20 protein-coding genes are annotated in these 21856 nt (G+C 73.3%); 4 read left to right on the forward strand and 16 right to left on the reverse strand.

What is annotated here, in order from left to right:
* Positions 1-87: 87 nt before the first annotated feature.
* Genes ACIP63_RS01390 through hisI form a run of 3 tightly spaced genes read right to left on the reverse strand, consistent with a single transcriptional unit; the run spans position 88 to position 2647 of the window.
* Positions 88-747 carry a TIGR02234 family membrane protein gene (locus ACIP63_RS01390; protein WP_401510340.1) on the reverse strand — a complete coding sequence of 220 codons (660 nt, stop codon included), beginning with the start codon at positions 745-747 and terminating at the stop codon, positions 88-90.
* A 14-nt stretch (positions 748-761) separates the two neighbouring features.
* The gene (locus ACIP63_RS01395; protein WP_401510342.1) at positions 762-2255 is read right to left on the reverse strand and encodes an anthranilate synthase component I; all 1494 of its coding nucleotides are present in this window, start codon (positions 2253-2255) and stop codon (positions 762-764) included.
* Between the two features lie 11 nt (positions 2256-2266).
* Positions 2267-2647: a phosphoribosyl-AMP cyclohydrolase gene (hisI, locus tag ACIP63_RS01400; RefSeq protein ID WP_401510343.1), complete on the reverse strand. Its 381-nt coding sequence runs from the start codon at positions 2645-2647 to the stop codon at positions 2267-2269.
* Positions 2648-2732: 85 nt separating this feature from the next.
* Between hisI and ACIP63_RS01405 the strand changes: the two genes are divergently transcribed.
* On the forward strand, positions 2733-3365 hold the full coding sequence (locus tag ACIP63_RS01405) for a TIGR03085 family metal-binding protein (RefSeq protein ID WP_401510345.1): 633 nt from the start codon (positions 2733-2735) through the stop codon (positions 3363-3365).
* Positions 3366-3381: 16 nt separating this feature from the next.
* On the opposite strand, the gene ACIP63_RS01410 is transcribed toward ACIP63_RS01405, so the two are convergent.
* The 3 genes from ACIP63_RS01410 to ACIP63_RS01420 form a co-directional block, all read right to left on the reverse strand.
* A complete protein-coding gene (locus ACIP63_RS01410; protein WP_401512226.1) occupies positions 3382-4983 on the reverse strand; it encodes a cation acetate symporter in 1602 nt (533 codons plus the stop codon).
* 233 nt (positions 4984-5216) lie between these two features.
* Positions 5217-6563, reverse strand: coding sequence for a PucR family transcriptional regulator (locus tag ACIP63_RS01415; RefSeq protein WP_401510347.1), 1347 nt, complete (start codon positions 6561-6563; stop codon positions 5217-5219).
* 470 nt (positions 6564-7033) lie between these two features.
* Positions 7034-9784 (reverse strand): LuxR C-terminal-related transcriptional regulator, encoded by a 2751-nt coding sequence (locus ACIP63_RS01420; RefSeq protein ID WP_401510348.1) that lies wholly within the window; start codon positions 9782-9784, stop codon positions 7034-7036.
* Positions 9785-9944: 160 nt separating this feature from the next.
* Between ACIP63_RS01420 and ACIP63_RS01425 the strand changes: the two genes are divergently transcribed.
* Positions 9945-10718 (forward strand): alpha/beta fold hydrolase, encoded by a 774-nt coding sequence (locus ACIP63_RS01425; protein ID WP_401510350.1) that lies wholly within the window; start codon positions 9945-9947, stop codon positions 10716-10718.
* Between the two features lie 62 nt (positions 10719-10780).
* Here the strand turns inward: ACIP63_RS01425 and ACIP63_RS01430 are convergent, their stop codons facing one another.
* The 10 genes from ACIP63_RS01430 to hisD all read right to left on the reverse strand — a co-directional run bounded on the left by ACIP63_RS01430 (position 10781) and on the right by hisD (position 18829).
* Positions 10781-11710, reverse strand: a complete 930-nt coding sequence (locus ACIP63_RS01430; protein WP_401510351.1) for an alpha/beta hydrolase family protein — start codon at positions 11708-11710, stop codon at positions 10781-10783.
* 279 nt (positions 11711-11989) lie between these two features.
* A complete protein-coding gene (locus tag ACIP63_RS01435) occupies positions 11990-12922 on the reverse strand; it encodes an alpha/beta hydrolase family protein (protein WP_401510353.1) in 933 nt (310 codons plus the stop codon).
* Between the two features lie 190 nt (positions 12923-13112).
* The gene (hisF, locus tag ACIP63_RS01440; protein WP_401510355.1) at positions 13113-13868 is read right to left on the reverse strand and encodes an imidazole glycerol phosphate synthase subunit HisF; all 756 of its coding nucleotides are present in this window, start codon (positions 13866-13868) and stop codon (positions 13113-13115) included.
* A complete protein-coding gene (locus ACIP63_RS01445; protein ID WP_401510357.1) occupies positions 13865-14263 on the reverse strand; it encodes a RidA family protein in 399 nt (132 codons plus the stop codon). Before ACIP63_RS01445 ends, hisF begins: the two co-directional genes overlap by 4 nt.
* Positions 14260-14985 (reverse strand): bifunctional 1-(5-phosphoribosyl)-5-((5-phosphoribosylamino)methylideneamino)imidazole-4-carboxamide isomerase/phosphoribosylanthranilate isomerase PriA, encoded by a 726-nt coding sequence (priA, locus tag ACIP63_RS01450; RefSeq protein WP_104789850.1) that lies wholly within the window; start codon positions 14983-14985, stop codon positions 14260-14262. The genes ACIP63_RS01445 and priA overlap by 4 nt, the downstream gene beginning before the upstream one ends.
* Positions 14985-15626, reverse strand: coding sequence for an imidazole glycerol phosphate synthase subunit HisH (hisH, locus tag ACIP63_RS01455; RefSeq protein WP_401510360.1), 642 nt, complete (start codon positions 15624-15626; stop codon positions 14985-14987). Before hisH ends, priA begins: the two co-directional genes overlap by 1 nt.
* Positions 15627-15637: 11 nt before the next feature.
* Positions 15638-15805, reverse strand: a complete 168-nt coding sequence (locus ACIP63_RS01460; protein ID WP_164493711.1) for a hypothetical protein — start codon at positions 15803-15805, stop codon at positions 15638-15640.
* Positions 15802-16395 (reverse strand): imidazoleglycerol-phosphate dehydratase HisB, encoded by a 594-nt coding sequence (hisB, locus tag ACIP63_RS01465; RefSeq protein WP_031098999.1) that lies wholly within the window; start codon positions 16393-16395, stop codon positions 15802-15804. Before hisB ends, ACIP63_RS01460 begins: the two co-directional genes overlap by 4 nt.
* Positions 16392-17510 (reverse strand): histidinol-phosphate transaminase, encoded by a 1119-nt coding sequence (locus tag ACIP63_RS01470; RefSeq protein ID WP_401510363.1) that lies wholly within the window; start codon positions 17508-17510, stop codon positions 16392-16394. The genes hisB and ACIP63_RS01470 overlap by 4 nt, the downstream gene beginning before the upstream one ends.
* Positions 17507-18829: a histidinol dehydrogenase gene (hisD, locus tag ACIP63_RS01475; RefSeq protein ID WP_401510365.1), complete on the reverse strand. Its 1323-nt coding sequence runs from the start codon at positions 18827-18829 to the stop codon at positions 17507-17509. Before hisD ends, ACIP63_RS01470 begins: the two co-directional genes overlap by 4 nt.
* 160 nt (positions 18830-18989) lie before the next feature.
* On the opposite strand from hisD, the gene ACIP63_RS01480 reads away from it, so the two are divergent.
* Both ACIP63_RS01480 and ACIP63_RS01485 read left to right on the forward strand, forming a co-directional pair.
* Positions 18990-20591, forward strand: coding sequence for an oxidoreductase (locus tag ACIP63_RS01480; protein WP_401510367.1), 1602 nt, complete (start codon positions 18990-18992; stop codon positions 20589-20591).
* Between the two features lie 221 nt (positions 20592-20812).
* Positions 20813-21847: a hypothetical protein gene (locus tag ACIP63_RS01485; protein WP_401510369.1), complete on the forward strand. Its 1035-nt coding sequence runs from the start codon at positions 20813-20815 to the stop codon at positions 21845-21847.
* Positions 21848-21856: the final 9 nt, after the last annotated feature.

The following is a 21856-nucleotide window of genomic DNA, read 5'->3' on the forward strand; positions in this document are numbered from 1 at the left end:
TCCTAGTTGGTGTTGCGCTGAAGGTGTCGCGCTTACGAAGGCTTGCTGTCATTGTCCCGTACGTGCCGGTGGACGTGAGGCTGGGGGTCATGCCTCGCGCGTCGGGTCCTCGCCGCGGTCCAGGGCCTTCCACAGTTCCTCGGGCCGGTCGGGGTCCGGGGCGGTGCGGGGGGCCTTGCGGGGGCGGGGGGTGCCGTCCCGTTCGTACCGGCCCGACATGGCCGGCCAGCGGCTGCCGTAGCGCAGGGCGAGCAGCCCGGCGAGCAGGATGAGCAGTCCGCCGGCCGCGGTGACGTAGGGCCAGGCGGTGTGGCTGAGGGCGTCGACGGTGGCCGAGGTGTTGCCCGTGGTCTGCGCGGCCCGCTCGTCCAGGGCAGCGCTGTTCGAGGCTCCGGACCAGGCGCTCAGTCCGGCGCCGAGGCCGCTGAGGGCCAGCAGGCCGGCGACGATCAGCCGGCCGCCGCCGCGGACGGCGAAGACGGCGACGAGGGCGGCCAGGCCGACCACGGCCAGGGCGGCGGGAAGGCCGGTGACGTCCTGGCCGTCGGCGCTGAGCGGGAGGGTGCCGCCGCCGACGGCCGCCTTGCCCTCGGCCCAGGTCTGCCCGGAGGCGAGGAGGACGACGGTGGCGCCGGCTGCCCCGAGGAGCAGGCCGGCGGCCAGGCTTCGGCGGCTTCCCGCGCTGTCGGGCGCGGAGGCGGCTCGGGCACGGGGCTGGGGTACGGGGACAGCACTCACGTACTCCACTATCCCCTACCGGCTCAGCGAGCCCCGAGGCGGTTCGCCGTATGCACGGCTCGCAGGACCGCGGCGGCCTTGTTCCGGCACTCCATGTCCTCGGCGACCGGGTCGGAGTCCGCGACGATGCCGGCGCCCGCCTGGACGTACGCGGTGCCGTCGCGGAGCAGGGCCGTCCGGATGGCGATGGCGGTGTCGGAGTCCCCGGCGAAGTCGAGGTAGCCGACGCAGCCGCCGTACAGGCCCCGGCGGCTGGGTTCGAGCTCCTCGATGATCTGCAGGGCGCGGGGCTTGGGCGCGCCGGAGAGGGTGCCCGCGGGGAAGCACGCGGTGAGGACGTCGAAGGCGCCGCGGCCCTCGGCGACGCGTCCCGTGACGGTGGAGACGATGTGCATCACGTGCGAGTACCGCTCGACCGACATGAAGTCGACGACCTCGACGCTGCCGGGCTCGCAGACCCGCCCCAGGTCGTTGCGGCCGAGGTCGACGAGCATCAGGTGCTCGGCGCGTTCCTTCGGGTCGGCGAGGAGCTCGTCGGCGAGCGCCTGGTCCTCCTGCGGGGTGGCGCCGCGGTGCCTGGTACCGGCGATCGGGTGAACCATGGCCCGGCCGTCCTCGACCTTGACGAGCGCCTCGGGGCTGGAGCCGACGACGTCGAAGCCGTCGAAGCGGAAGAGGTACATGTACGGCGACGGGTTGGTGGCGCGCAGGACCCGGTAGACGTCCAGGGCGCTCGCCGTGCAGGGCGTCTCGAAACGCTGGGAGGGGACGACCTGGAAGGCCTCGCCCGCCCTGATGCGCTCCTTGACGTCCTCCACGGCGTCCATGAACGCCTGGCCGCCCCAGAGCGCGGTGTACGGCGGGAGCTCGGAGGGCGGCAGCGCGGCGGGGGTGGTCTCCACGGGCCTGGAGAGGTCGCGCTCCATGGCGTCGAGCCGGGCGACCGCGTCCTGGTAGGCCTCGTCGACCCCGGTGTCCAGGTCGTTGTGGTTGATCGCGTTGGCGATCAGCAGGACGGTGCCGTTCCCGTGGTCGAGCACGGCGAGGTCCGAGGTGAGCAGCATGGTGAGCTCGGGCAGCTTCAGGTCGTCGCCGCCGTGCTCGGTGATCCGCTCCAGCCGGCGGACGACGTCGTAGCCGAGGTAGCCGACCATGCCGCCGGTGAACGGCGGCAGGCCCTCGTCGCCGACCAGGTCGCGGGGGGTGTGCAGGGTCTCGACGGTGGCCCGGAGCGCCTGCAGCGGGTCGCCTTCGACGGGGACGCCGACGGGCGGGGTGCCCAGCCAGTGGGCAGCTCCGTCGAGGGAGGTCAGGGTGGCGGCGCTGCGTACCCCGATGAAGGAGTAGCGGGACCAGGTGCGGCCGTTCTCCGCGGATTCGAGGAGGAACGTGCCGGTGCGTTCGGCCGCGAGCTTGCGGTAGAGCCCGACCGGGGTGTCACCGTCCGCGAGGAGCCGGCGGCTGACGGGGATGACGCGCCGGTCGACGGCGAGCTTGCGGAAGGTCTCGAGATCCATGGCGGCTGACCTTATCGGGGCGCGGTGAGCGGGAGGACGTCCTTGTCGAAGCAGGTGCGGGCCCCGGTGTGGCAGGCGGCACCCGTCTGGTCGACCTTCACCAGGACGGTGTCGGCGTCGCAGTCCAGGGCGACGGACCTGACCTTCTGGATGTGGCCGGAGGTGTCGCCCTTGACCCAGTACTCCTGGCGGCTGCGGGACCAGTAGGTGCAGCGGCCCGTGGTGAGGGTGCGGTGCAGCGCCTCGTCGTCCATCCAGCCGAGCATGAGCACCTCGCCCGTGTCGTACTGCTGGGCGATGGCCGGGAACAGTCCGTCGGGGCCGCGCTTGAGGCGGGCGGCGACGGCCGGGTCGAGATTGCTGGCGGGCGTGGAGCCGGGCGTGCTGGTCATGGGCCCCATTGTGCCGCGCCGGACGGGGCCTCCCGGTCGTCCGTCCACTGGGCGGACCGGGGGCGTCGGTCGTACGCTGGCGGGCATGTCGACCCATGCGAAGCGTGAACGTCTTCTGCTCGCCGACCTGTTGGAAGCGGCGGGTCCCGAAGCCCAGACCCTGTGCAACGGCTGGAAGACCCGTGACCTGGCCGCCCATGTCGTGGTACGTGAACGCCGCGCCGACGCGGCGGGCGGGATCATGCTGGGTGCCCTGAAGAACCGGCTGGAGCGGGTCCAGGCCGAGTTCGCCGCCAAGCCGTACGAGGAGCTGATCCAGCTCATCCGTACGGGACCGCCGCGCTTCTCCCCCTTCGGTCTGAAGCAGCTGGACGAGGCGGCCAACACCGTGGAGTTCTACATCCATACGGAGGACGTGCGCAGGGCCCAGCCCGACTGGTCCCAGCGGGACCTCGACCCGGTCTTCGCCGATGTGCTGTGGTCGCGTACGGAGAAGACGGCACGGATGCTGGGCCGCCGTGCACCCGTGGGGCTGGTGCTGCGGCGCCCGGACGGCCAGACGGCGGTCGCCCACAAGGGCACCCCGGTGGTCACGGTCACCGGGGAGCCGGGTGAGCTGCTGCTGTTCGCCGCCGGGCGGCAGGACGCGGCGCGGGTGGAGCTGGACGGCGACAAGGACGCGCTGGCCCGGCTGCACACGGCCGAGCTCGGGCTGTAGCCCCTTCCCGGACCGCTCAGGCGCCGCCGCGTGCTCGTTCGGGTGTCCAGCGGGCCCGGTGGCGGTGCCGCTCGTCCGGTGGGGCGTCCTGGTCCCGCCGGGACCCCAGCAGTCCCAGCAGGAAGCCCGCGGGGATCGTGACCAGGCCCGGGGTCTGGAGCGGGAAGACGTCGAAGTCCCACTCCGGGAAGAGCGCGACCGGAGTGCCGGAGAACGCCGGTGACAGGACCATCAGGACGCCGATCAGCGGAAGCGTCCCGTACACGGTCCACCGCACCCCGCGGGCGTTGAAGCGCGGCCGGAACAGGGCGTACAGCAGGACGGGCGGCAGGACCGAGGCCGCCGCCGCGAACGAGAGGGAGAGCAGCACCTGGGGGTTGCGTTCGTGGGTGTACGCCGAGAGGAGGACGGCGAGCGCCCCGATGCCGACGACGGCCCAGCGGGCGCGCCGGATCTCCCTGGCGGATGCCTTGCCCTCGCCCTGCGCGCCCGACTTCGCCCTGAAGTCGCGGGCCAGGGACGAGGCGGCGGCCAGGGTGATCCCGGCGACGGCGGCGAGAGTGGTGGCGAACGCGGCGCAGGCGACGACTGCGAACAGGGGACTGTCGCGCGGCCCGGCCGCACCGGGGTCGAGGGCGCTGGTCACCATCAGCAGGGCGGTACCGCCGGCCGGATCGGCGGCGTGCAGCAGGTCCCGGCCGATCAGCGCGGAGGCGCCGAGTCCGACGATGACGATGCCGACGCACAGCAGGGCGACGGGGCTCACGGCCCAGATCCCTGCCCGGCGGGCGGTCCAGGCGTCACGGATGGGATGGAGCCGCATCATGATGTGCGGCATGCAGGCGGCGCCGAGCACGAGGGTGGCCTGGAAGCCGATCAGGTCGAGCCCTCCGGCGAGTCCGTGTCCGAACTGCAGCCCGGGGCGCGCGTAGTCGCCGCCCGCCTTGCTGCCTGCCTGCGCGGCGTCGAAGAGGGCGAACGGGGACCAGTCGAAGCGCGCGAGGACGAGTCCCGCGAGCAGGGTGACCGCTCCCAGGACGACGGCCACCTTGAGGATCTGGATGTAGCCGGTGCCCCGCATCCCGCCGAACGCCGAGTAGCAGACCATCAGTGCGCCACTGGCGACGGTGCAGCCGGTGAGGGCGCCGTCGGGCAGCCCGAACATGGAGGTCATGACACGGCCGGCGGTGGTGAGCTGTACGAGCAGCAGCGGGGCCAGCACGACGAGGGTGGCCACGCCGAGCGCACGGCGTACGGACCCGTCGCCGAGCCGGTCGGCGAGGAAGTCCCCCATGGTGAACACGCCTTTGCGGCGCAGGCGTTCGGCGAAGAGGCGCATGACGAGGAGCAGCGAGGCGACCGTCGCCAGGGCGAACAGCAGGCCGTCGAATCCGGCGAGCGCGACGGATCCGGTGGTGGAGAGCAGCGTGGCGGCGGATACGTAGTCCCCGGCGATGGCCAGTCCGGCGCCGACGGGTCCGAGGGTGGCGCCGCCCGCGTAGAAGTGTTCCGGATCGTCCTGGTCGGCGGCGGCGAGTCCGCACAGCAGCAGGGACACGGCGACGAAGGCGAGGAAGATCACCACGGCGAGGGACCGGGCGTCGATCGCGCCGCTCACCGGGTCCGCTCCGCCGGTACGGCTGTGCAAGGGGCAGCTGTAGACATGCGCGTCATGGCATCAGCCGGGGCGGGTGCGGCACAGGGGACCGGGACGGGGCGCGGCGCGGGTACAGCCCACCCGGCGAAGGACTGTGCCGCCGCACAGCCGGCGCCACCGGGCCCGGGGAGGACCGCCCCCGAGGCCCGGCTCCTCCGGGGCCGGTCGCCCCCGCCGCCGTGTGGGGGCCGCCGTCAGCCCGGCAGCAGCCGCCGTGCCGCCAGCGCCAGGGACACCTCGACGGCGTCGGACGGCCGTGTCAGACAGCGGCCCGTCAGCTGCTCGAACCGACGCAGCCTGTTCAGCACCGTGTTGCGGTGGCAGTACAGCTTCGCTCCGGCCCGCTGGGCCGAGCCGTCCGAGTCGAGCCACGCGGTCAGCGTCTCGATGAGCACGTCCCGGTCCGCCGGGTCGAGCCGGTCCAGCGGCCCCAGGACCCGGTCGGCGAGTGCCGTCCCGAGGCCGGGCGAGGAGACGACGAGTGCGGCGGGCAGGTGCTCGTCGAGCAGGACGGTGCCGCCGGAGGCCGGGCAGGTGCGCAGGGCCGTCTCGGCGAGGCGCCGCGCGTCACCGACGGAGGTGAGGCCGTCGACCACCGAGCTGATGCCGACGCGGGTGCCCGGAGGCGCCGTCAGGCCCTCGGCGAGCGCGGTGAGTTCACCGTCGGGGACCGGGTCGGAGGCGGGCGCGGCCTCGGTGTCGCCGTCGCCCGGGGGCTCCGGCTCGGAGGCCGCCGGGGCGGCCCCCAGCGGCAGGATCGCCAGCTCCACTTCCCCCGCCGAGTGCCAGAGTGCGGGCGTCCCCTCGGCCAGGGCGACCGGCGGCCGCCCGGTGCCGTGCGGGGCGCGGCGGGGCCCCGCGACCGCGAGCACGGCGTATCGCCCCTGCACCGGGAGGCCCAGCATCGCCGCGGCGTCCGGGAGGTCCGCGATCCGGGCGGTGCCGTCCAGCAGGGCCGCCGTCATCAGGCGCTGCTGGTTCTCGCGGCGCCAGGAGAGCCGCCGTTCGGCCTGCCGGTACGCCTCGGCCACCACCCCGCAGTGCTCGTCGACGAAGTTCCATACGTCCGCGGCGACATGGACGAGCAGCCGGGTGTCCTCGGGGTGGCGCCGGGCCGTGTCGTCGACCAGGTCCTGCCAGACCATCGCGCCGCCCATGCGGAAGGCGTGCATGACCGCGTCGAGCGGTACGCCCTGTTCGGCCCTGCTCTCGCCGATCCACCGGGAGGTGCGGTGGGCGGCCTCCCGGAACTCGCGGGGCTGGATGAGCGAGGCGACGTTGTGCCGCAGCGAGTGGTGGACCTCCTGCCAGATCTCGGCGGACTCGGTCTCCATCGCGGCGCGGTAGGCGGGCTCCTGCTCCCGCAACGCCTCGACCAGCCGGTCCGTGAGCTCCGGCAGCGACTCCAGGAGCCCGCGGGCCGCCCGGTGGAGCACCGCTACGGCCTCGCGGTCGGCCAGGGAGCGGAAGCGGTGCGGCAACGGCGCTACGGGGGGTGGTCCGTGCAGCGCCCTGATCCGTGAACGTACGACCTGTGGCATGGCGGCCTCCACCGGGAATCGGCCGGCCGAGGTGGGCCGGCCCCGGTGTGTACCCGGCCCGGCATTGGGCGGGCGCACACCGATCGATCCTGACGACCGCAGAATGGCATACCGCCCGGTCGGTACCTAGAGGTATGCGCGGTTCTTCTCATCACGGTCCTGCAACCTCGCCCCGCCGGCCCGATCCGGACGGGAGACCTGGGGTCTTTCGCTCGGATCAGGCCGGATGAGGCCTAGCGTCTTTCGCTCGGATCAGGCCGGATGAGGCCTAGCGTCTTTCGTTCGGATCAGGCCGGATCAGGGAGCGTGGTCCGGTGCCGTGCATCGCAAGGCGGAGGAGGGAGACGTCGGGGTATCTCCCCTGCTCGAGCGAAGCCGAGAGCTCGGGGAAGGAGCCATGCCGACCGACGACGACGCCGCGAGGTGCGGAGCCAGGGCGCGCGAGCCCAGCATGATCCGAACGAGAGGCCCTAGCGGTCCAGCAGCCTCGCGAGCTCGGTCCGGGACCTGACCCCGAGCGCCGCGAAGACGTTGCGGAGATGGTGGTCGACGGTCCGCGGGCTGACCGAGAGCCGCACCGCCACCTCGCGGTTGGTGGCGCCCTCCGCGACACAGCGCGCGATCCGCTGCTGCTGGGGGGTCAGTCCGGCAAGCGGCCCGGGGCCGCTCTGGTCCGGCGCGTCCACCGCCTCCCCGGCGGCCCGCAGCTCCCCGCCCGCCCGTTCGGCCCAGACGCGGGCCGAGCAGCGCTCGAAGGCGACCAGCGCGTCGCGCAGCGGGCCGCGGGCCTCACGGGTGCGGCGCAGCCGGCGCAGCAGCTGGCCGTGGAGGAGCTGAGTGCGGGCGCGCTCGAAGTCGCCGCCCGCGCGGTCGTGGTGGGCCAGCGCCTCCTCGTACCGGGCGGCGGCCTCCTCGGGCGGTGCCAGCAGGGCGCGGCAGCGGGCGAGCTGGGCGGGGACCTGGGGGTCGGTCGTCCGGGCGGTCCACAGCGCGAACTCCTCCACGGCCACGGCGAGTTCTCCGGCCCCGTCGTCGGCGCGGCCGGAGAGCACCATCGCCTCGATGTAGCACGGCACGGCGAGCATCCGGGTGGCGAAGTGCCCCGTCCCCGGCCCCGGCCTGACCAGCGGGCCGAGCCGGGCCGCCGCCTCGCCGGGCCGCCCGGCCGCCAGGTCCGCGCGGGCGACCGCCCAGGTGGCGAGCATGGCGGCCTGGGCCAGACCGTGCGGCCCCGCCCCGGCCAGCGCTGCGTCGGCATGGGCGGCGCACGCCTCGGCGGGCCCCTCCACCGAGGCGGCGAGCGCGAGCACGGAGTGCAGATGGGTGGCGGAGTTCTGCTGCCCGGTACGGCGGGCCGCGTGCAGCCCTTCCAGTGCGTGGGCCCGGGCCCTGGCGTGCTGCCCGGAGCGCAGTTCGGCGTAGGCGAGCTGTTCCAGGGCGTGCGGCAGCAGGGCTTCGGGCCCCCGGAGGCGTACGACGGCGAGGGCGCGGGCCCCTGCCCGGCAGGCCGCGTCGACCTCGCCGAGCACCAGGGCCGAGGCGCCCGCCCGCACGAGCTCCTCGGCGTCCTCGGCGCGGTCGGCGGAGTCGAGGCAGCACCGCAGGAGGGCGTGGCCCCGGTCGGAGTGTCCGGCGAGCACGGCGCACATCCCGGCGCGGTACTGCGCCATGGACCGGTCGGCGGCGGCGACGGGGACGCGGTTCATGGCGTCCAGGTAGGCGATGGCGTCCCCCATGTCCCACGCCGCCTCCGCCGCGCCGAACAGGGCGTCCAGGGTGCGGCGGGGATCGTGCGGGGCGAGCAGCTCCGCCGCGGTCAGGAGGGCCTCACGGGCGTCGGCGGCCGGCCCGTCGCGCAGGGCGAGCATGCCGCGTACGTAGGGCGCGGCGCCTCCGGCGAGGTGGGGGCCGACGCGGGCCAGCATGGCGCGGGCCCGGCCGGAGTCGCCGGCCAGCCGTGCCTGTTCGGCGGCGGCGGTGAACCGTGCGGCGCGCAGGGCCTCGTCGGTGGAGAGCGCGGCGGCGCGGGCCAGCGCCGCCGAGCGTTCGCCGTGCGGGCGCGGGGCGGTGGCAGCGGCCTCCAGCTTTGCGGCGAGCGCGGCGTCCGGCCCGGGCGCGGCGCAGGCCAGCTGGACGAGCGCGGGCAGCGGGGCCGAGCCGGGCCCGGTGAGCAGCCCGGCGAGCAGTTCGTGCACGGCCCTGCGGCGGCCGGGCGGTGCCCGGTGCAGGACGGCGCGGCGCAGCAGCGGGTGGCTGAAGTGCACGCGGCTGCCCGCGCGTTGGAGCGCCCCGGCGGTGCCGGCGGGCGCGAAGAGCACCCGGTCGAGGTACGCGGTCGCCAGCCCGGCGCGGGCCCCCGCCCTCAGCAGGAGGGCGGCGTCGGCTCCGGCCCCGTCCGGCTCGTGCTCCTCCGCGGCCGCGGCCAGCAGGAGCAGGGTGCGGGTCTCGGGCGGCAGGCCGTCCAGGTGCTCGGCGTGGGCGTCGAGGACGCCCTCGGCGCCGGGGAGCGGGTACGGCAGCGCGGTGCGCCCGGCCAGCTGCCCCGGAGTGAGACGGCCGGCCAGCCCGGCCAGCAGCCGCGGGTTGCCCGCCGCCTCGCGCAGGAGTTCGCTGCGTACGACGGGGTCGAGATCCACCGTGCCGTCGGTCAGCCGGTCCAGGAGCGCGGTCGCCGCGTCGTCGTCGAGCGGGCCGAGGCGCAGGGCGGGCAGCCCTGCGAAGGCGGTCTCGTCGGCCGCGCCGATCACCACGGCGACCCGGCTGCCCGCGCCGAGTCTGCGGGCGGCGAAGACGAGTGCGGCCCGGGAGTCGGGGTCCCAGGCGTGCGCGTCGTCCACGCAGACCAGCAGGGGCTGTTCGGCTCCCAGGCCCCGCAGCAGGCCGAGCAGTCCGCCGGGGGTGATCCCGGAGCCCAGGATGGTGTCGGGCGTGACGGGCAGCGGGCCGGGGGCGGAGCAGAGGAGGGCGTGCAGCCCGCTGTAGGGCAGTCGCCGTTCGGTGGGGGCGGCGGCGGCGTACAGGACGGGTCCGCCGTGCCGTCCGAGGTAGTGGGCGGCGGCCTGCCGCAGCAGGGCGGTACGGCCGAGGCCGGGTGGCGAGGTCAGCACGAGGGTTCCGCCGTCCCCTGCCCGCAGCTTTCCCAACAGGGTTTCCAGGATGGCCAGTTCACCGCTGCGGCCGTACAGCCGGAGCGGACTGTGCACGGTCGTCGATGGGGTCACGCCCTCACGTTACTTCCGCGTAAACAGCGTCGGAAGGCTCGCGTCCGCTCCCGGTTCCCCGTCGGCCCGGAGCGGTGCGGGCTCCCAACGGAACGGCGTCCGTGCTGTGCCGGGGCACAGCCGAGGCCCGTTCCGCGGCGGCCGCCCGTAACGTCGGTGCATGACTGATGAATTGCGTACACACGACGGTTTGACCCTGCGTTACTGGTCCTGGTCGCGGAATCCGGACGGCGGCCTGCCCCCGGTCGTCCTGCTGCACGGCTTCGCCGCGCACGCCCGGCTGAACTGGGAGGGCCCCGGCGTCGTCGAGGCGCTCGTGGCGCGGGGCCGGCGGGTGTACGCCCTGGACGCGCGGGGCCACGGCGAGTCGGACCGGCCGCACGACGACACCTACTACGGCGAGTCGCTGATGGCCCGTGACGTGCGTCTGCTCATCGACCGCATCGGCGCGGACCACGTGCATCTCGTGGGGTATTCCATGGGCGCGGTGGTGGCGGTCCTGGCCGCGGCGGAGGACGCGCGCGTCAGCCGTCTGGTGGCCGGGGGCATAGGTGCGGGCGCGGTGGAGGTGGGCGGCCTGGACACCCGGGTGATGCCGCCCGAACTGGTGTCGGCGGCGCTGACGGCCGACGACGCGGCGGACGCCCCGGAGCGGACCCGGGCGTTCCGGGTGCTGGCCGACACGGCGGGCGGCGACCGGCTGGCGCTGGCCGCGCAGATACGGGCGGTGCACCGGGACGCGCTCCCGCTGGACCGGATCGTCGTCCCCACGCTGGTCCTGGCCGGTGCGAGCGATCCCCTCGCGAACCGGCCCGAGGTGCTGGCCTCGGCGATCGCGGGGGCCGAGCTGACCGTGCTGCCGGGCGACCACCTGACGGCGGTGCGCGATCCCGGATTCGCCGAGGCCATCACGGCGTTCCTCTCGCGCGGCTGAGACCGGGCGACGCGAAGGGGCCGGACCGCGGTACGCGCGGTCCGGCCCCGGTCGCCCCCGGATCAGTGCGGGCAGTTGCCCCGGTACTCCGCGATCGTCAGGCTCGTCGACGGGATCGGGCAGAGGAACTGCTCGTAGCGGGTGTCGTTGTCGATGAAGCGCTTCAGCCACGAGATGCTGTACTTCGCGATCGTCGTGTTGGACGTGTTCGGCGTGAAGTGGGTGGCACCCCGAAGCTCCAGGTACGCCTTGTCCAGCGAGCTCGGCAGCGAGTTGTAGAACGGCTCCGAGTGCGAGGCGACCGACGCGACCGTGTCACCGTCCGCCCCGACCACCAGGGTCGGGGTCTGCACCTCCGGCCACGTCTTGTCCGTGTTCCAGCCGGTCAGCGGGATCGCCGCCTTCAGCGACGGACGGTCCTTCGCGGCCTCCAGCGTGCCGCCACCACCCATGGAGTGCCCCATCACGCCAAGCCGGGAGGAGTCCACCCGGGTACGGACCGAACTGTCCTCGGTCAGGTAGTCGAGCGCGGCGAGCAGTTGGTCACCGCGACTGGCCGGCTGGTCCAGCGTGGTGTTGGTGTCGATGGTGAACACCACGAAGCCCTGCGACGCCAGACGCGGACCCAGCCACGCGATGCTCGACTGGTAGGCGGTGAAACCGGGCGAGATGACGACCGCGCCGAACGTCCCGTCCGAGGTGGACGTCGGGTAGTAGATCGTGCCGCCGCCGAACCCTCTGACGCTCAGCGACGACACGGACGTCTGGGACGTGGCGTACGAACCGCGGCTCGCCTCGATGCTCGAGTTGCTGGGCGCCGGACCGCGCTCGTACGGGTTGTCGGCGGCCTGGGCGCCGCCGGGGACGAGCGCGGTGAGCAGACCGGCGGTCGCCGCCGCTGCCGCCAGGGCGCCCTTGACGGTGCGGGAGCGGCTCTTCGACATCCGGTGGCGGCTCGGGGAGATGTCGCCGGAGGGGAGGTGCTGCTGCACGGGGATTCCTCTCGATTGTGGCGGAACCGCGTCGGGCCGCCGACCGCCCCGTCGTCCAGGGGCTTCGGGAGTGCACCGCGTCGGTAGCGCCGTCCTTCATCGACCTGCCGCCACTCTCGCGCCGGGCACCCCACGCGGTCATCGGCGAGATCGCCGGTCTTCGCTCCGGATCCCGCGGCCGACCGACGGGCGGCGGGCGGCGGGCAGCGGACAGCGGGCGGCGGGCGGCAGCACGAAGGGCCGGACCGCGTGCACGCGGTCCGGCCCCTGGTCCGTCGGTCAGGAGGTGTGCGGGCAGTTGCCCTTGTACTCGGCGATCGTCAGGCTCGTCGACGGGATCGGGCAGAGGAACTGCTCGTAGCGGGTGTCGTTGTCGATGAAGCGCTTCAGCCACGAGATGCTGTACTTCGCGATCGTCGTGTTGGACGTGTTCGGCGTGAAGTGGGTGGCACCCCGAAGCTCCAGGTACGCCTTGTCCAGCGAGCTCGGCAGCGAGTTGTAGAACGGCTCCGAGTGCGAGGCGACCGACGCGACCGTGTCACCGTCCGCCCCGACCACCAGAGTGGGGGTCTGCACCTCCGGCCAGGACTTGTCGAGGTTCCAGCCGGTCAGCGGGATCGCCGCCTTCAGCGACGGACGGTCCTTGGCGGCCTCCAGCGTGCCGCCACCACCCATCGAGTGCCCCATCACACCAAGCCGGGAGGAGTCCACCCGGGTACGGACCGAACTGTCCCCGGTCAGGTAGTCCAGCGCGGCAAGCAGTTGGTCACCGCGACTGGCCGGCTGGTCCGACGTGGTGTTGGTGTCGATGGTGAACACCACGAAGCCCTGCGACGCCAGACGCGGACCCAGCCACGCGATGCTCGACTGGTAGGCGGTGAAACCGGGCGAGATGACGACCGCGCCGAACGTCCCGTCCGAGGTGGACGTCGGGTAGTAGATCGTGCCGCCGCCGAAGCCCCTGACACTCAGTGAGGAGACCGTGGTCTGGGACGTCGCGTACGAACCGCGGCTCGCCTCGATGCTCGAATTGCTCGGCGCCGGACCGCGCTCGTACGGATTGTCGGCGGCCTGGGCGCCCGGCATCAGCGCCGTGACCAGACCGGCCGTGGCGGCCGCCGCCGCGACGGCGAACTTGACGGTGCGGGACCGGCTCTTGGACATCCGGTGGCGGCGCGGGGAGATGTCGCCGGAGGGGAGGTGCTGCTGCACGAGGGGGGATCCTCTCGGTTGTGGCGAACCACACCGCGGCAGCCGGCCGCCCCGTCGTCCTGGGGCCTTCGGGGGAGCACCGCGTGGTGGCGCCGTCATGTTGTTGACGGCGCCACTCTGTCGGCGCGCCCACCGGGCGGACATCGGCGAGATCGCCGGTCTTCGCGGCCGGCGATCTCCCCGCCCCGGGTCAGCGAACGGGGTGCCCGGCCTCGCGCAGGGCACCCTTGACCTCGGAGATCCGCAGGTCACCGAAGTGGAAGACCGACGCTGCGAGCACCGCGTCGGCGCCGGCGCCGACGGCCGGCGGGAAGTCCGCGAGACGGCCCGCGCCGCCCGAGGCGATGACGGGGACGGTGACGTGGGCCCGTACCGCCTTGATCATCTCGGTGTCGTAGCCGTCCTTCGTGCCGTCCGCGTCCATCGAGTTGAGCAGGATCTCGCCCGCCCCGAGCTCGGCCGCCCGGTGCGCCCACTCGACGGCGCCGATGCCGGTGCCCCTGCGGCCGCCGTGGGTCGTCACCTCGAAGGTGCCCTCGGGGGTGCGCCGGGCGTCGACGGAAAGCACGAGTACCTGGCGCCCGAAGCGTTCGGCGATCTCGCGGATCAGGTCGGGGCGGGCGATGGCGGCGGTGTTGACGCCGACCTTGTCGGCCCCGGCGCGCAGCAGCTTGTCGACATCGTCGGGGGTGCGGACCCCGCCGCCGACGGTGAGCGGGATGAAGACCTGCTCGGCGGTGCGGCGCACCACGTCGTACGTCGTCTCGCGGTCACCGCTGGAGGCGGTGATGTCGAGGAAGGTCAGCTCGTCGGCGCCCTCGGCGTCGTACAGCTTGGCCATCTCGACGGGGTCGCCCGCGTCGCGCAGGTTCTGGAAGTTGACGCCCTTGACGACGCGGCCCTGGTCGACGTCCAGGCACGGGATGACCCGTACGGCGAGGCTCATCGCTCACCTGCCCGGTAGGCCTCGACCTCGACCTCGACGACGAGGGAGGGGTCGACGAAGCCGGACACGATGATCATGGAGGCCGCGGGGCGCACGTCGTCGAACAGCTCCTTGTGGGCGCGGCCCACCTCGTCGACGTCGCGGGCGTGCGTGATGTACATCCGGGTACGGACGACGTCCTCGCGGCCGAGTCCGGCCTGCTTCAGGGCGTCGAAGGCGACCTGGAAGGAGGCGACGGCCTGCTCGTACGGACCGCCCGCGGAGATCTGGCCGTTGACCACGGAGGTGCAGCCGGAGACCAGGACAAGGCCGTTCGGGAGCTGGACCGCCCGGGAGTAGCCGAACTTCTCCTCCCAGGGGCCGCCCGAGGAGAGGCGGCGTACGAAGTCCGTCATCCGGCGACCGCCTTGAGGGCCTCTTCCAGGGTGAACGCCTTGGCGTACAGCGCCTTGCCGACGATGGCTCCCTCGACGCCTTCCGGGACGAGCAGGGAGATCGCGCGGAGGTCGGCCAGCGAGGAGACGCCGCCGGAGGCGACGACGGGCTTGTCGGTGGCGGCGCAGACGTCGCGCAGGAGGGCGAGGTTGGGGCCCTGCAGCGTGCCGTCCTTGGCGATGTCGGTCACCACGTAGCGGGCGCAGCCCTCGGAGTCGAGGCGGGCGAGCGTCTCGTAGAGGTCGCCGCCGTCGCGGGTCCAGCCGCGGCCGCGCAGGGTGGTGCCCCGGACGTCGAGGCCGACGGCGATCTTGTCGCCGTGCTCGGCGATGACCTTGGCGACCCACTCGGGGGTTTCCAGCGCGGCGGTGCCGAGATTGACGCGGCGGCAGCCGGTGGCGAGGGCGGCCTCCAGGGAGGCGTCGTCGCGGATGCCCCCGGAGAGCTCGACCTTGATGTCCATGGCTCCGGCCACCTCGGCGATGAGCGCGCGGTTGTCGCCGGTGCCGAAGGCGGCGTCCAGGTCGACGAGGTGGAGCCACTCGGCGCCGGAGCTCTGCCAGGCGAGGGCCGCCTCGAGCGGGGAGCCGTAGGAGGTCTCGGAGCCGGATTCGCCGTGCACGAGGCGGACGGCCTGTCCGTCGCGGACGTCTACGGCGGGGAGCAGTTCAAGCTTCGGCATTACAGCGTCTCGATCCAGTTGGTCAGCAGCTGGGCGCCGGCATCGCCGGACTTCTCGGGGTGGAACTGGGTGGCCCACAGCGCGCCGTTCTCCACGGCGGCCACGAACCGCTCTCCGTGCGTGGCCCAGGTGACCTTGGGGGCACGGATCTTGGCGTTGGTCACTTCGAGGGACCAGTCGTGCGCCGCGTAGGAGTGCACGAAGTAGTAGCGGGCGTCGGCGTCCAGGCCCGCGAAGAGCTGGGACCCCTCGGGGGCCTCGACGGTGTTCCAGCCCATGTGCGGGACGACGTCGGCCTTCAGCGGTCCGACGGTGCCGGGCCACTCGTCGAGGCCCTCCGTCTCGACGCCGTGCTCGATGCCGCGCTCGAACAGGATCTGCATGCCGACGCAGATGCCCATGACGGGACGCCCGCCGGACAGCCTGCGGCCGACGATCCAGTCGCCGCGCGCCTCCTTCAGGCCCGCCATGCAGGCGGAGAAGGCGCCGACGCCGGGGACGAGGAGTCCGTCGGCGTTCATCGCGGTGTCGAAGTCGCGGGTGATCTCCACGTCCCCGCCGACGTGGGCGAGGGCCCGCTCGGCGGAACGGACGTTGCCGAAGCCGTAGTCGAAGACGACGACCTTCTTCTTGTCGCTCACAGTCCTCTACCTCAGTCCCAGAGTCCCTGGATCCGCATGATGCCCGCCACCAGGCACATCACGGATCCGATTCCGAGGAGCACGACGACGCCCTTGGGCATGCCCTGCTTCCAGAAGGAGTAGACGCCGCCGGCCAGGAAGAGGCCGACGATGATCAGAACGGTGTTGAGGCCGGTCACAGGGCGCCCTTCGTGGACGGGAGGATCCCGGCTGCGCGCGGGTCGTGCTCGCTGGCGTAGCGCAGGGCGCGGGCCAGCGCCTTGAACTGGCACTCCACGATGTGGTGGGCGTTGCGGCCGTACGGGACGTGGACGTGCAGGGCGATCTGCGCCTGGGCGACGAAGGACTCCAGGATGTGCCGGGTCATCGTCGTGTCGTACTCGCCGATCATCGGCGCCATCTTCTCCGGCTCGGTGTGCACCAGGTAGGGGCGGCCGGAGAGGTCGACGGTGACCTGGGCGAGCGACTCGTCGAGGGGGACGGTGCAGTTGCCGAAGCGGTAGATGCCGACCTTGTCGCCGAGCGCCTGCTTGAAGGCGGCGCCGAGCGCGAGGGCGGTGTCCTCGATGGTGTGGTGCGAGTCGATGTGCAGGTCGCCCTCGGTCTTCACCGTGAGGTCGAAGAGCCCGTGCCGGCCGAGCTGGTCGAGCATGTGGTCGTAGAAGCCGACCCCGGTCGCGACATCGACCTTGCCGGTGCCGTCGAGGTTGATCTCGACGAGCACGGAGGTCTCCTTGGTGGTCCGTTCCACCCTGCCTACGCGGCTCATGCGTCGTGCTCCTTCTTCAGTTCGCGCACCGCATCGAGGAACGCGTCGTTCTCTGCCGGGGTTCCCGCGGAGACCCGCAGCCACCCCGGTACGCCGTTGTCCCGGACCAGGACGCCCCGGTCGAGGATCTGCTGCCAGGCGATGTGGCTGTCGGCGAAGCGGCCGAACTGGACGAAGTTGGCGTCCGAGTCGGTGACGGCGAAGCCGGACTCCCGCAGCGCGTCGACCAGCCGGTCGCGCTCGCTCTTGAGCTGCGCGACGTACCCGAGCAGCGTATCGGTGTGCTCCAGGGCGGCGAGCGCGGTGGCCTGCGTGACGGAGGACAGGTGGTACGGCAGCCGCACCAGCTGGACCGCGTCGACGACGGCCGGTGCCGCCGCGAGGTAGCCGAGGCGCAGGCCCGCGGCGCCGAACGCCTTGGACATGGTGCGCGAGAGGACCAGGTGCGGGCGGCCCTCGATCAGCGGGAGCAGCGAGGGGCGGTGGCTGAACTCGCCGTACGCCTCGTCGACGACGACCATCGAGGGCCGGGCGGCCTGGGCCGCGTCGTACAGGGCGACGACGGTGTCCGCGTCCACGGCGGTGCCGGTGGGGTTGTTGGGCGAGGTGATGAAGACGACCTCGGGCCGGTGCTCGGCGATGGTCTTCCTCGCCGCCTCCACGTCGATGGTGAAGTCCTCGTTGCGCGGTCCGGAGATCCAGCCGGTGCCGGTGCCGCGGGCGATGAGGGCGTGCATGGAGTACGAGGGCTCGAAGCCGATCGCGGTGCGCCCGGGGCCGCCGAAGGTCTGCAGCAGCTGCTGGAGGACCTCGTTGGATCCGTTGGCCGCCCAGACGTTGGCCGCCGCCACCTCGTGGCCCGCGGTGCGGGTGAGGTAGCGGGCGAGCTCGGTGCGCAGCTCCACGGCGTCGCGGTCGGGGTAGCGGTTGAGGTCGCGGGCGGCCTCGCGGACCCGCTCGGCGATGCGGTCGACGAGCGCGTCGGGCAGGGGGTAAGGGTTCTCGTTGGTGTTCAGCCGGACCGGCACGTCGAGCTGGGGCGCCCCGTACGGGGACTGGCCGCGCAGCTCGTCGCGGATCGGGAGCGCGTCCCAGGCGTTGGTGCTGTTCGTCACGCTTGCGGAACCTTCCAGCCGAACCTGGCCTTGAGCGCGGCGCCGTGGGCGGGGAGGTCCTCCGCCTCGGCGAGGGTCACCACGTGGTGGGTGACCTCGGCGAGGGCGTCGCGGGTGTAGTCGACGATGTGGATGCCGCGCAGGAAGGACTGCACGGAGAGGCCCGAGGAGTGGCAGGCGCAGCCGCCGGTGGGCAGGACGTGGTTGGAGCCGGCGCAGTAGTCGCCGAGGGAGACGGGCGACCACGGGCCGACGAAGACCGCACCGGCGTTGCGGACCCGGCCGGCGACGGCGGCGGCGTTCTCCGTCTGGATCTCCAGGTGCTCGGCGGCGTACGCGTCGACGACCTTGAGGCCGTCCTCCAGGTCGTCGACCAGGACGATCGCGGACTGGCGGCCGGTCAGCGCGGGCTCGATGCGCTCCTCGACGTGCTTGGTCGCGGCGACCTGGGGCCCGAGCTCGGCCTCGGTGGCGGCGGCCAGCTCCTCGGAGTCGGTGACGAGGACGGCGGCGGCCATCGGGTCGTGCTCGGCCTGGCTGATCAGGTCGGCGGCGACGTGCACCGGGTCGGCGCTCGCGTCGGCGAGGATCGCGATCTCGGTGGGGCCGGCCTCGGCGTCGATGCCGATACGGCCCTTGAGGAGGCGCTTGGCGGCGGCGACGTAGATGTTGCCGGGGCCCGTGACGAGGTTCACGGGCAGGCAGTCCTCGGTGCCGTACGCGAACATCGCGACGGCCTGGGCGCCGCCGGCGGCGTACACCTCGTCGACGCCGAGCAGGGCGCAGGCGGCGAGGATCGTGGGGTGCGGCAGGCCGCCGAACTCCTTCTGGGGCGGGGAGGAGACGGCGAGGCCCTCGACGCCCGCCTCCTGGGCGGGGACGACGTTCATCACGACGGAGGACGGGTAGACCGCACGCCCGCCCGGCACGTAGAGCCCTACGCGCTCGACGGGCACCCACTTCTCGGTGACCGTGCCGCCGGGGACGACCTGGGTGGTGTGGGTGGTGCGGCGCTGCTCGCGGTGGACGAGGCGGGCGCGGCGGATCGACTCCTCCAGGGCGGCGCGCACGGCGGGATCGAGCTGCTCCAGGGCCTCGGTGATCGCGCGGGCGGGGACCCGGATCGAGTCGAGCCGGACGCGGTCGAATTTCTCCCCCCAGTCGATCACTGCCGCCGAGCCACGATGGCGTACGTCCTCGCAGATGGGCCGCACCGTCTCCAGGGCGGCTTCCACGTCGAACTCGGCACGGGGCAGCAGGTCGCGCAGGGCGCCACCCTCGGGGAGGGCGGTACCGCGCAGATCGATTCGAGAGATCACACCGCAATTCTCTCAGACCGGTTCAGCCGTCCGGTCGCCCGTATCACTGGCTGATACATGTCCCGGCTGTCACTGCTGACCATTAGCGTTCACGTGGTCACACAGAGGGAAGAACGACTGTACGAAGCGCGGGTCTGACCGCGCAGGCGGAGGTGAGGCAGTGACCGAACCGCACGACGGCGAGATCCCCGACGGGCTCAGCGCCGCGGAGCTGGGTATGTGGCAGTCCTTCCGGAACGGTACGACCTACGATCTACGTTCGCACGATCCGGTGCGCGACGATCCCTTCGCCCCGCACATCTGGGGCCCCGAGCGCAGTGTGGGCGCGCGCACGGTGGCGCGCCTGCTCCTCGACGGCCCGCCCGCGCGGCCGGGGCGGGTGGCCGCGCTGAAGCTCCGGGGCCTGCGGATCACCGGGAAGCTGGACCTGGCGGGCGGCCGGGTGTCCCCGTACGTCGAGCTCACGGGCTGCCGCTTCGAGCAGGAGGTCGTCCTGCCCGAGTGCCACTTCACCACGCTGCGGATGGTGGGCTGCGCGGTGCCGAGGCTGGACGCGGCCCGGCTGCACACGGAGGGTGATCTGCATCTGCCGCGCTGCCGGATCGAGCGCGGTATCCGGCTGACCGACGCCCAGATCGGCACGGACCTCCTGATCAACCAGATCGCCATCGGCCCCGACCGGCGCGGCCGCGCCTTCGTCGGCGACGGGATGTCGGTGGCGCAGGACCTGCAGGCCGAGATGATCGACACGCGCGGGGAGCTGAGCCTGCGGGGGGCGAAGGTCGGCGGTTCGCTGAGCCTGCGCGGCAGCCGGCTGCGCGCCACGGACGGGCGGCGGGCGCTGAACGCCCCGCAGCTGAGCGTGGAGCGCACGCTGTACATGACGGAGGCGTGGGTGAGCATCGACACGGGGAACCAGGGCACCACTCCCCCGTTCGGTGTCGCGCGCGGCGGTGGTCCGGCGCGCGGGACGCGGGCGCAGGTCTTCGAGTGCCGGGGCGCGGTGCGGCTCGACGACGGGCGGTTCGGGGACGCGGTGGACCTGCACAAGGCCCGCTTCGTGCTCGCCGATCGCGAGGAGCTCTCACTGCGCCGGATCGTCACGCCCGAACTGCGCTTCAACGCGGAGCGCCCGAGGGAGGGCCGGGTCGTGCTGAACGGCGCGAAGGTGGTCACCCTGATCGACGTGTCGAGCAGCTGGCCCGGCCCGGGCGGCCTGGCGATGGGCGGCTTCGTGTACGAGAACCTCGTCCCGTACGGCCATTTCCCGCTCTCCCGGCGCCTGGAGTGGGTGCTGGCCGCGACCCCGGAGTACGTCCCGGAGCCGTACGAGCGTCTCGCGACGGTGCTCCGCAGCTGCGGGGAGGACGCGGACGCCCGCGAGGTGCTGCTGGCCAAGCAGCGGCGCCGGCGCGAGACGCTGCCGCCCGCGGGAAGGATCTGGGGCTATCTGCAGGACTGGACGGTGGCGTACGGCTACCGCCCGGGGCGGGCCCTGGTCTGGATGGCGGTGCTGTGGGCGGCGGGGGCGGTGGCCTTCTCCCGGTACCGCCCGGAGTCGATCAAGGGGAGCGAGCATCCGCAGTGGAATCCCGCGCTGTACGCGCTGGATCTGCTGGTGCCGGTGATCAATCTCGGGCAGGACGGCTACTGGCTGCTGGAGGGCGGCTGGCAGTGGACGGCGGCGGCCCTCGTGCTGCTGGGGTGGATACTGGCCACGACGGTGGCGGCGGGCGCGTCCCGGCTCCTGCGGCGCGGCTGACCGGGGGCGGCGCCCCGTCCGGCCGGATCCCTGTCGGCGCAGCGGTCGAAAGGCCGGTCGAGTCCCGGCAGGACGGGCGGTTATCGGCAACCGTACGGTCGGAATCGCGCCACTGACGCGCGCTTCCTTTGCCCTTTCTTGACCTCGGCCAGGGCAACCCTTCCACTCGCTACAGAAGCTTCACAGAGGCCCTCTGGCGCAGCCCTCACCAGGGCTTTTCAATGGTCTGCACCATGGCTTTCCTCCGCGCACTGCTGAGTTCCGCGCGCACGTTCCGGTACGGCCCCGGGCTGACCGCCGGGCTGCCGGCGGACGACGCGGTGATGCTCGACGCCCCCGACGAGCGGCTCTCCCCCGCGCTGGTGGCGGCGGCCCTCGGCGACTTCGAGCCCGCGGCCAAGCTCCTCGCCACGACCAGGGACGCCGCCGACTGGGAGACGCGGGACCGCACGCTGGCCCGGCTGGTCGCCTTCGCGCACGGCCGCGACGGCTGGCTGACCGGCTGGCTGGCCGCCGCCCCGCGCGATCCGGACGCCCTGCTCGTCAAGGCCGCGCTGGCGGTGCGCCGCGCCTGGGAGTCCCCCGCCCACGCGGAGCTGCTGCACGAGGTGGGGCCGCTGATCACGGCGGCGACGGAGGCCGACGCCCATGACCCGGTGCCGTGGCGGCTGGCGCTCGACCACGCCCGGGGCACGCACGCCTCGCACACGGTCTTCGAGTCGCTGTGGGAGCAGGCCGTCCGCCGCTCGCCGCACCACTACGGCAGCCACGTCTCCGCTCTCCGGTATCTCTCGGCCGAGTGGTACGGCTCCCACCGCGAGTGCTTCGACTTCGCCGAGCGGGCGGCCGAGGACGCCGCCGGGGACTCCCTGGTGCAGGCCCTGCCCGTACGGGCGGCCTTCGCCCTGCTGCGGGACGAGAGGGCGTTCGCGCGGGCGACCTCCGTGCAGACGGACCGGATCGACGCCGCCGCCGACCTCGCCATCCGGCTCTCGGCCGGATTCGTCGCCGGTGATCCCTGGCCGGCGGAGGTCCGCAACCTGCTGGCGTACGTGCTGGTCGCACGCGGCCGTGCGGCCGAGGCACTGGAGCAGTTCCGGCTGATCGGGCCCTACGCGACCTCGTTCCCGTGGGCCTCCGTGACCGGGGAGGCGCTCGGCGGATTCCTCGACGCGCGCACCGGTGTCCGGCTCCGGGTGGCCTCTTCCACACCTCTGTGCGGGCGGCCGGAACACGGCGGGCGCCGCGGCCATTAGGCTTGGCCG

The organism is Streptomyces sp. NPDC088746, assembly GCF_044751065.1.
GTDB lineage: Bacteria > Actinomycetota > Actinomycetes > Streptomycetales > Streptomycetaceae > Streptomyces.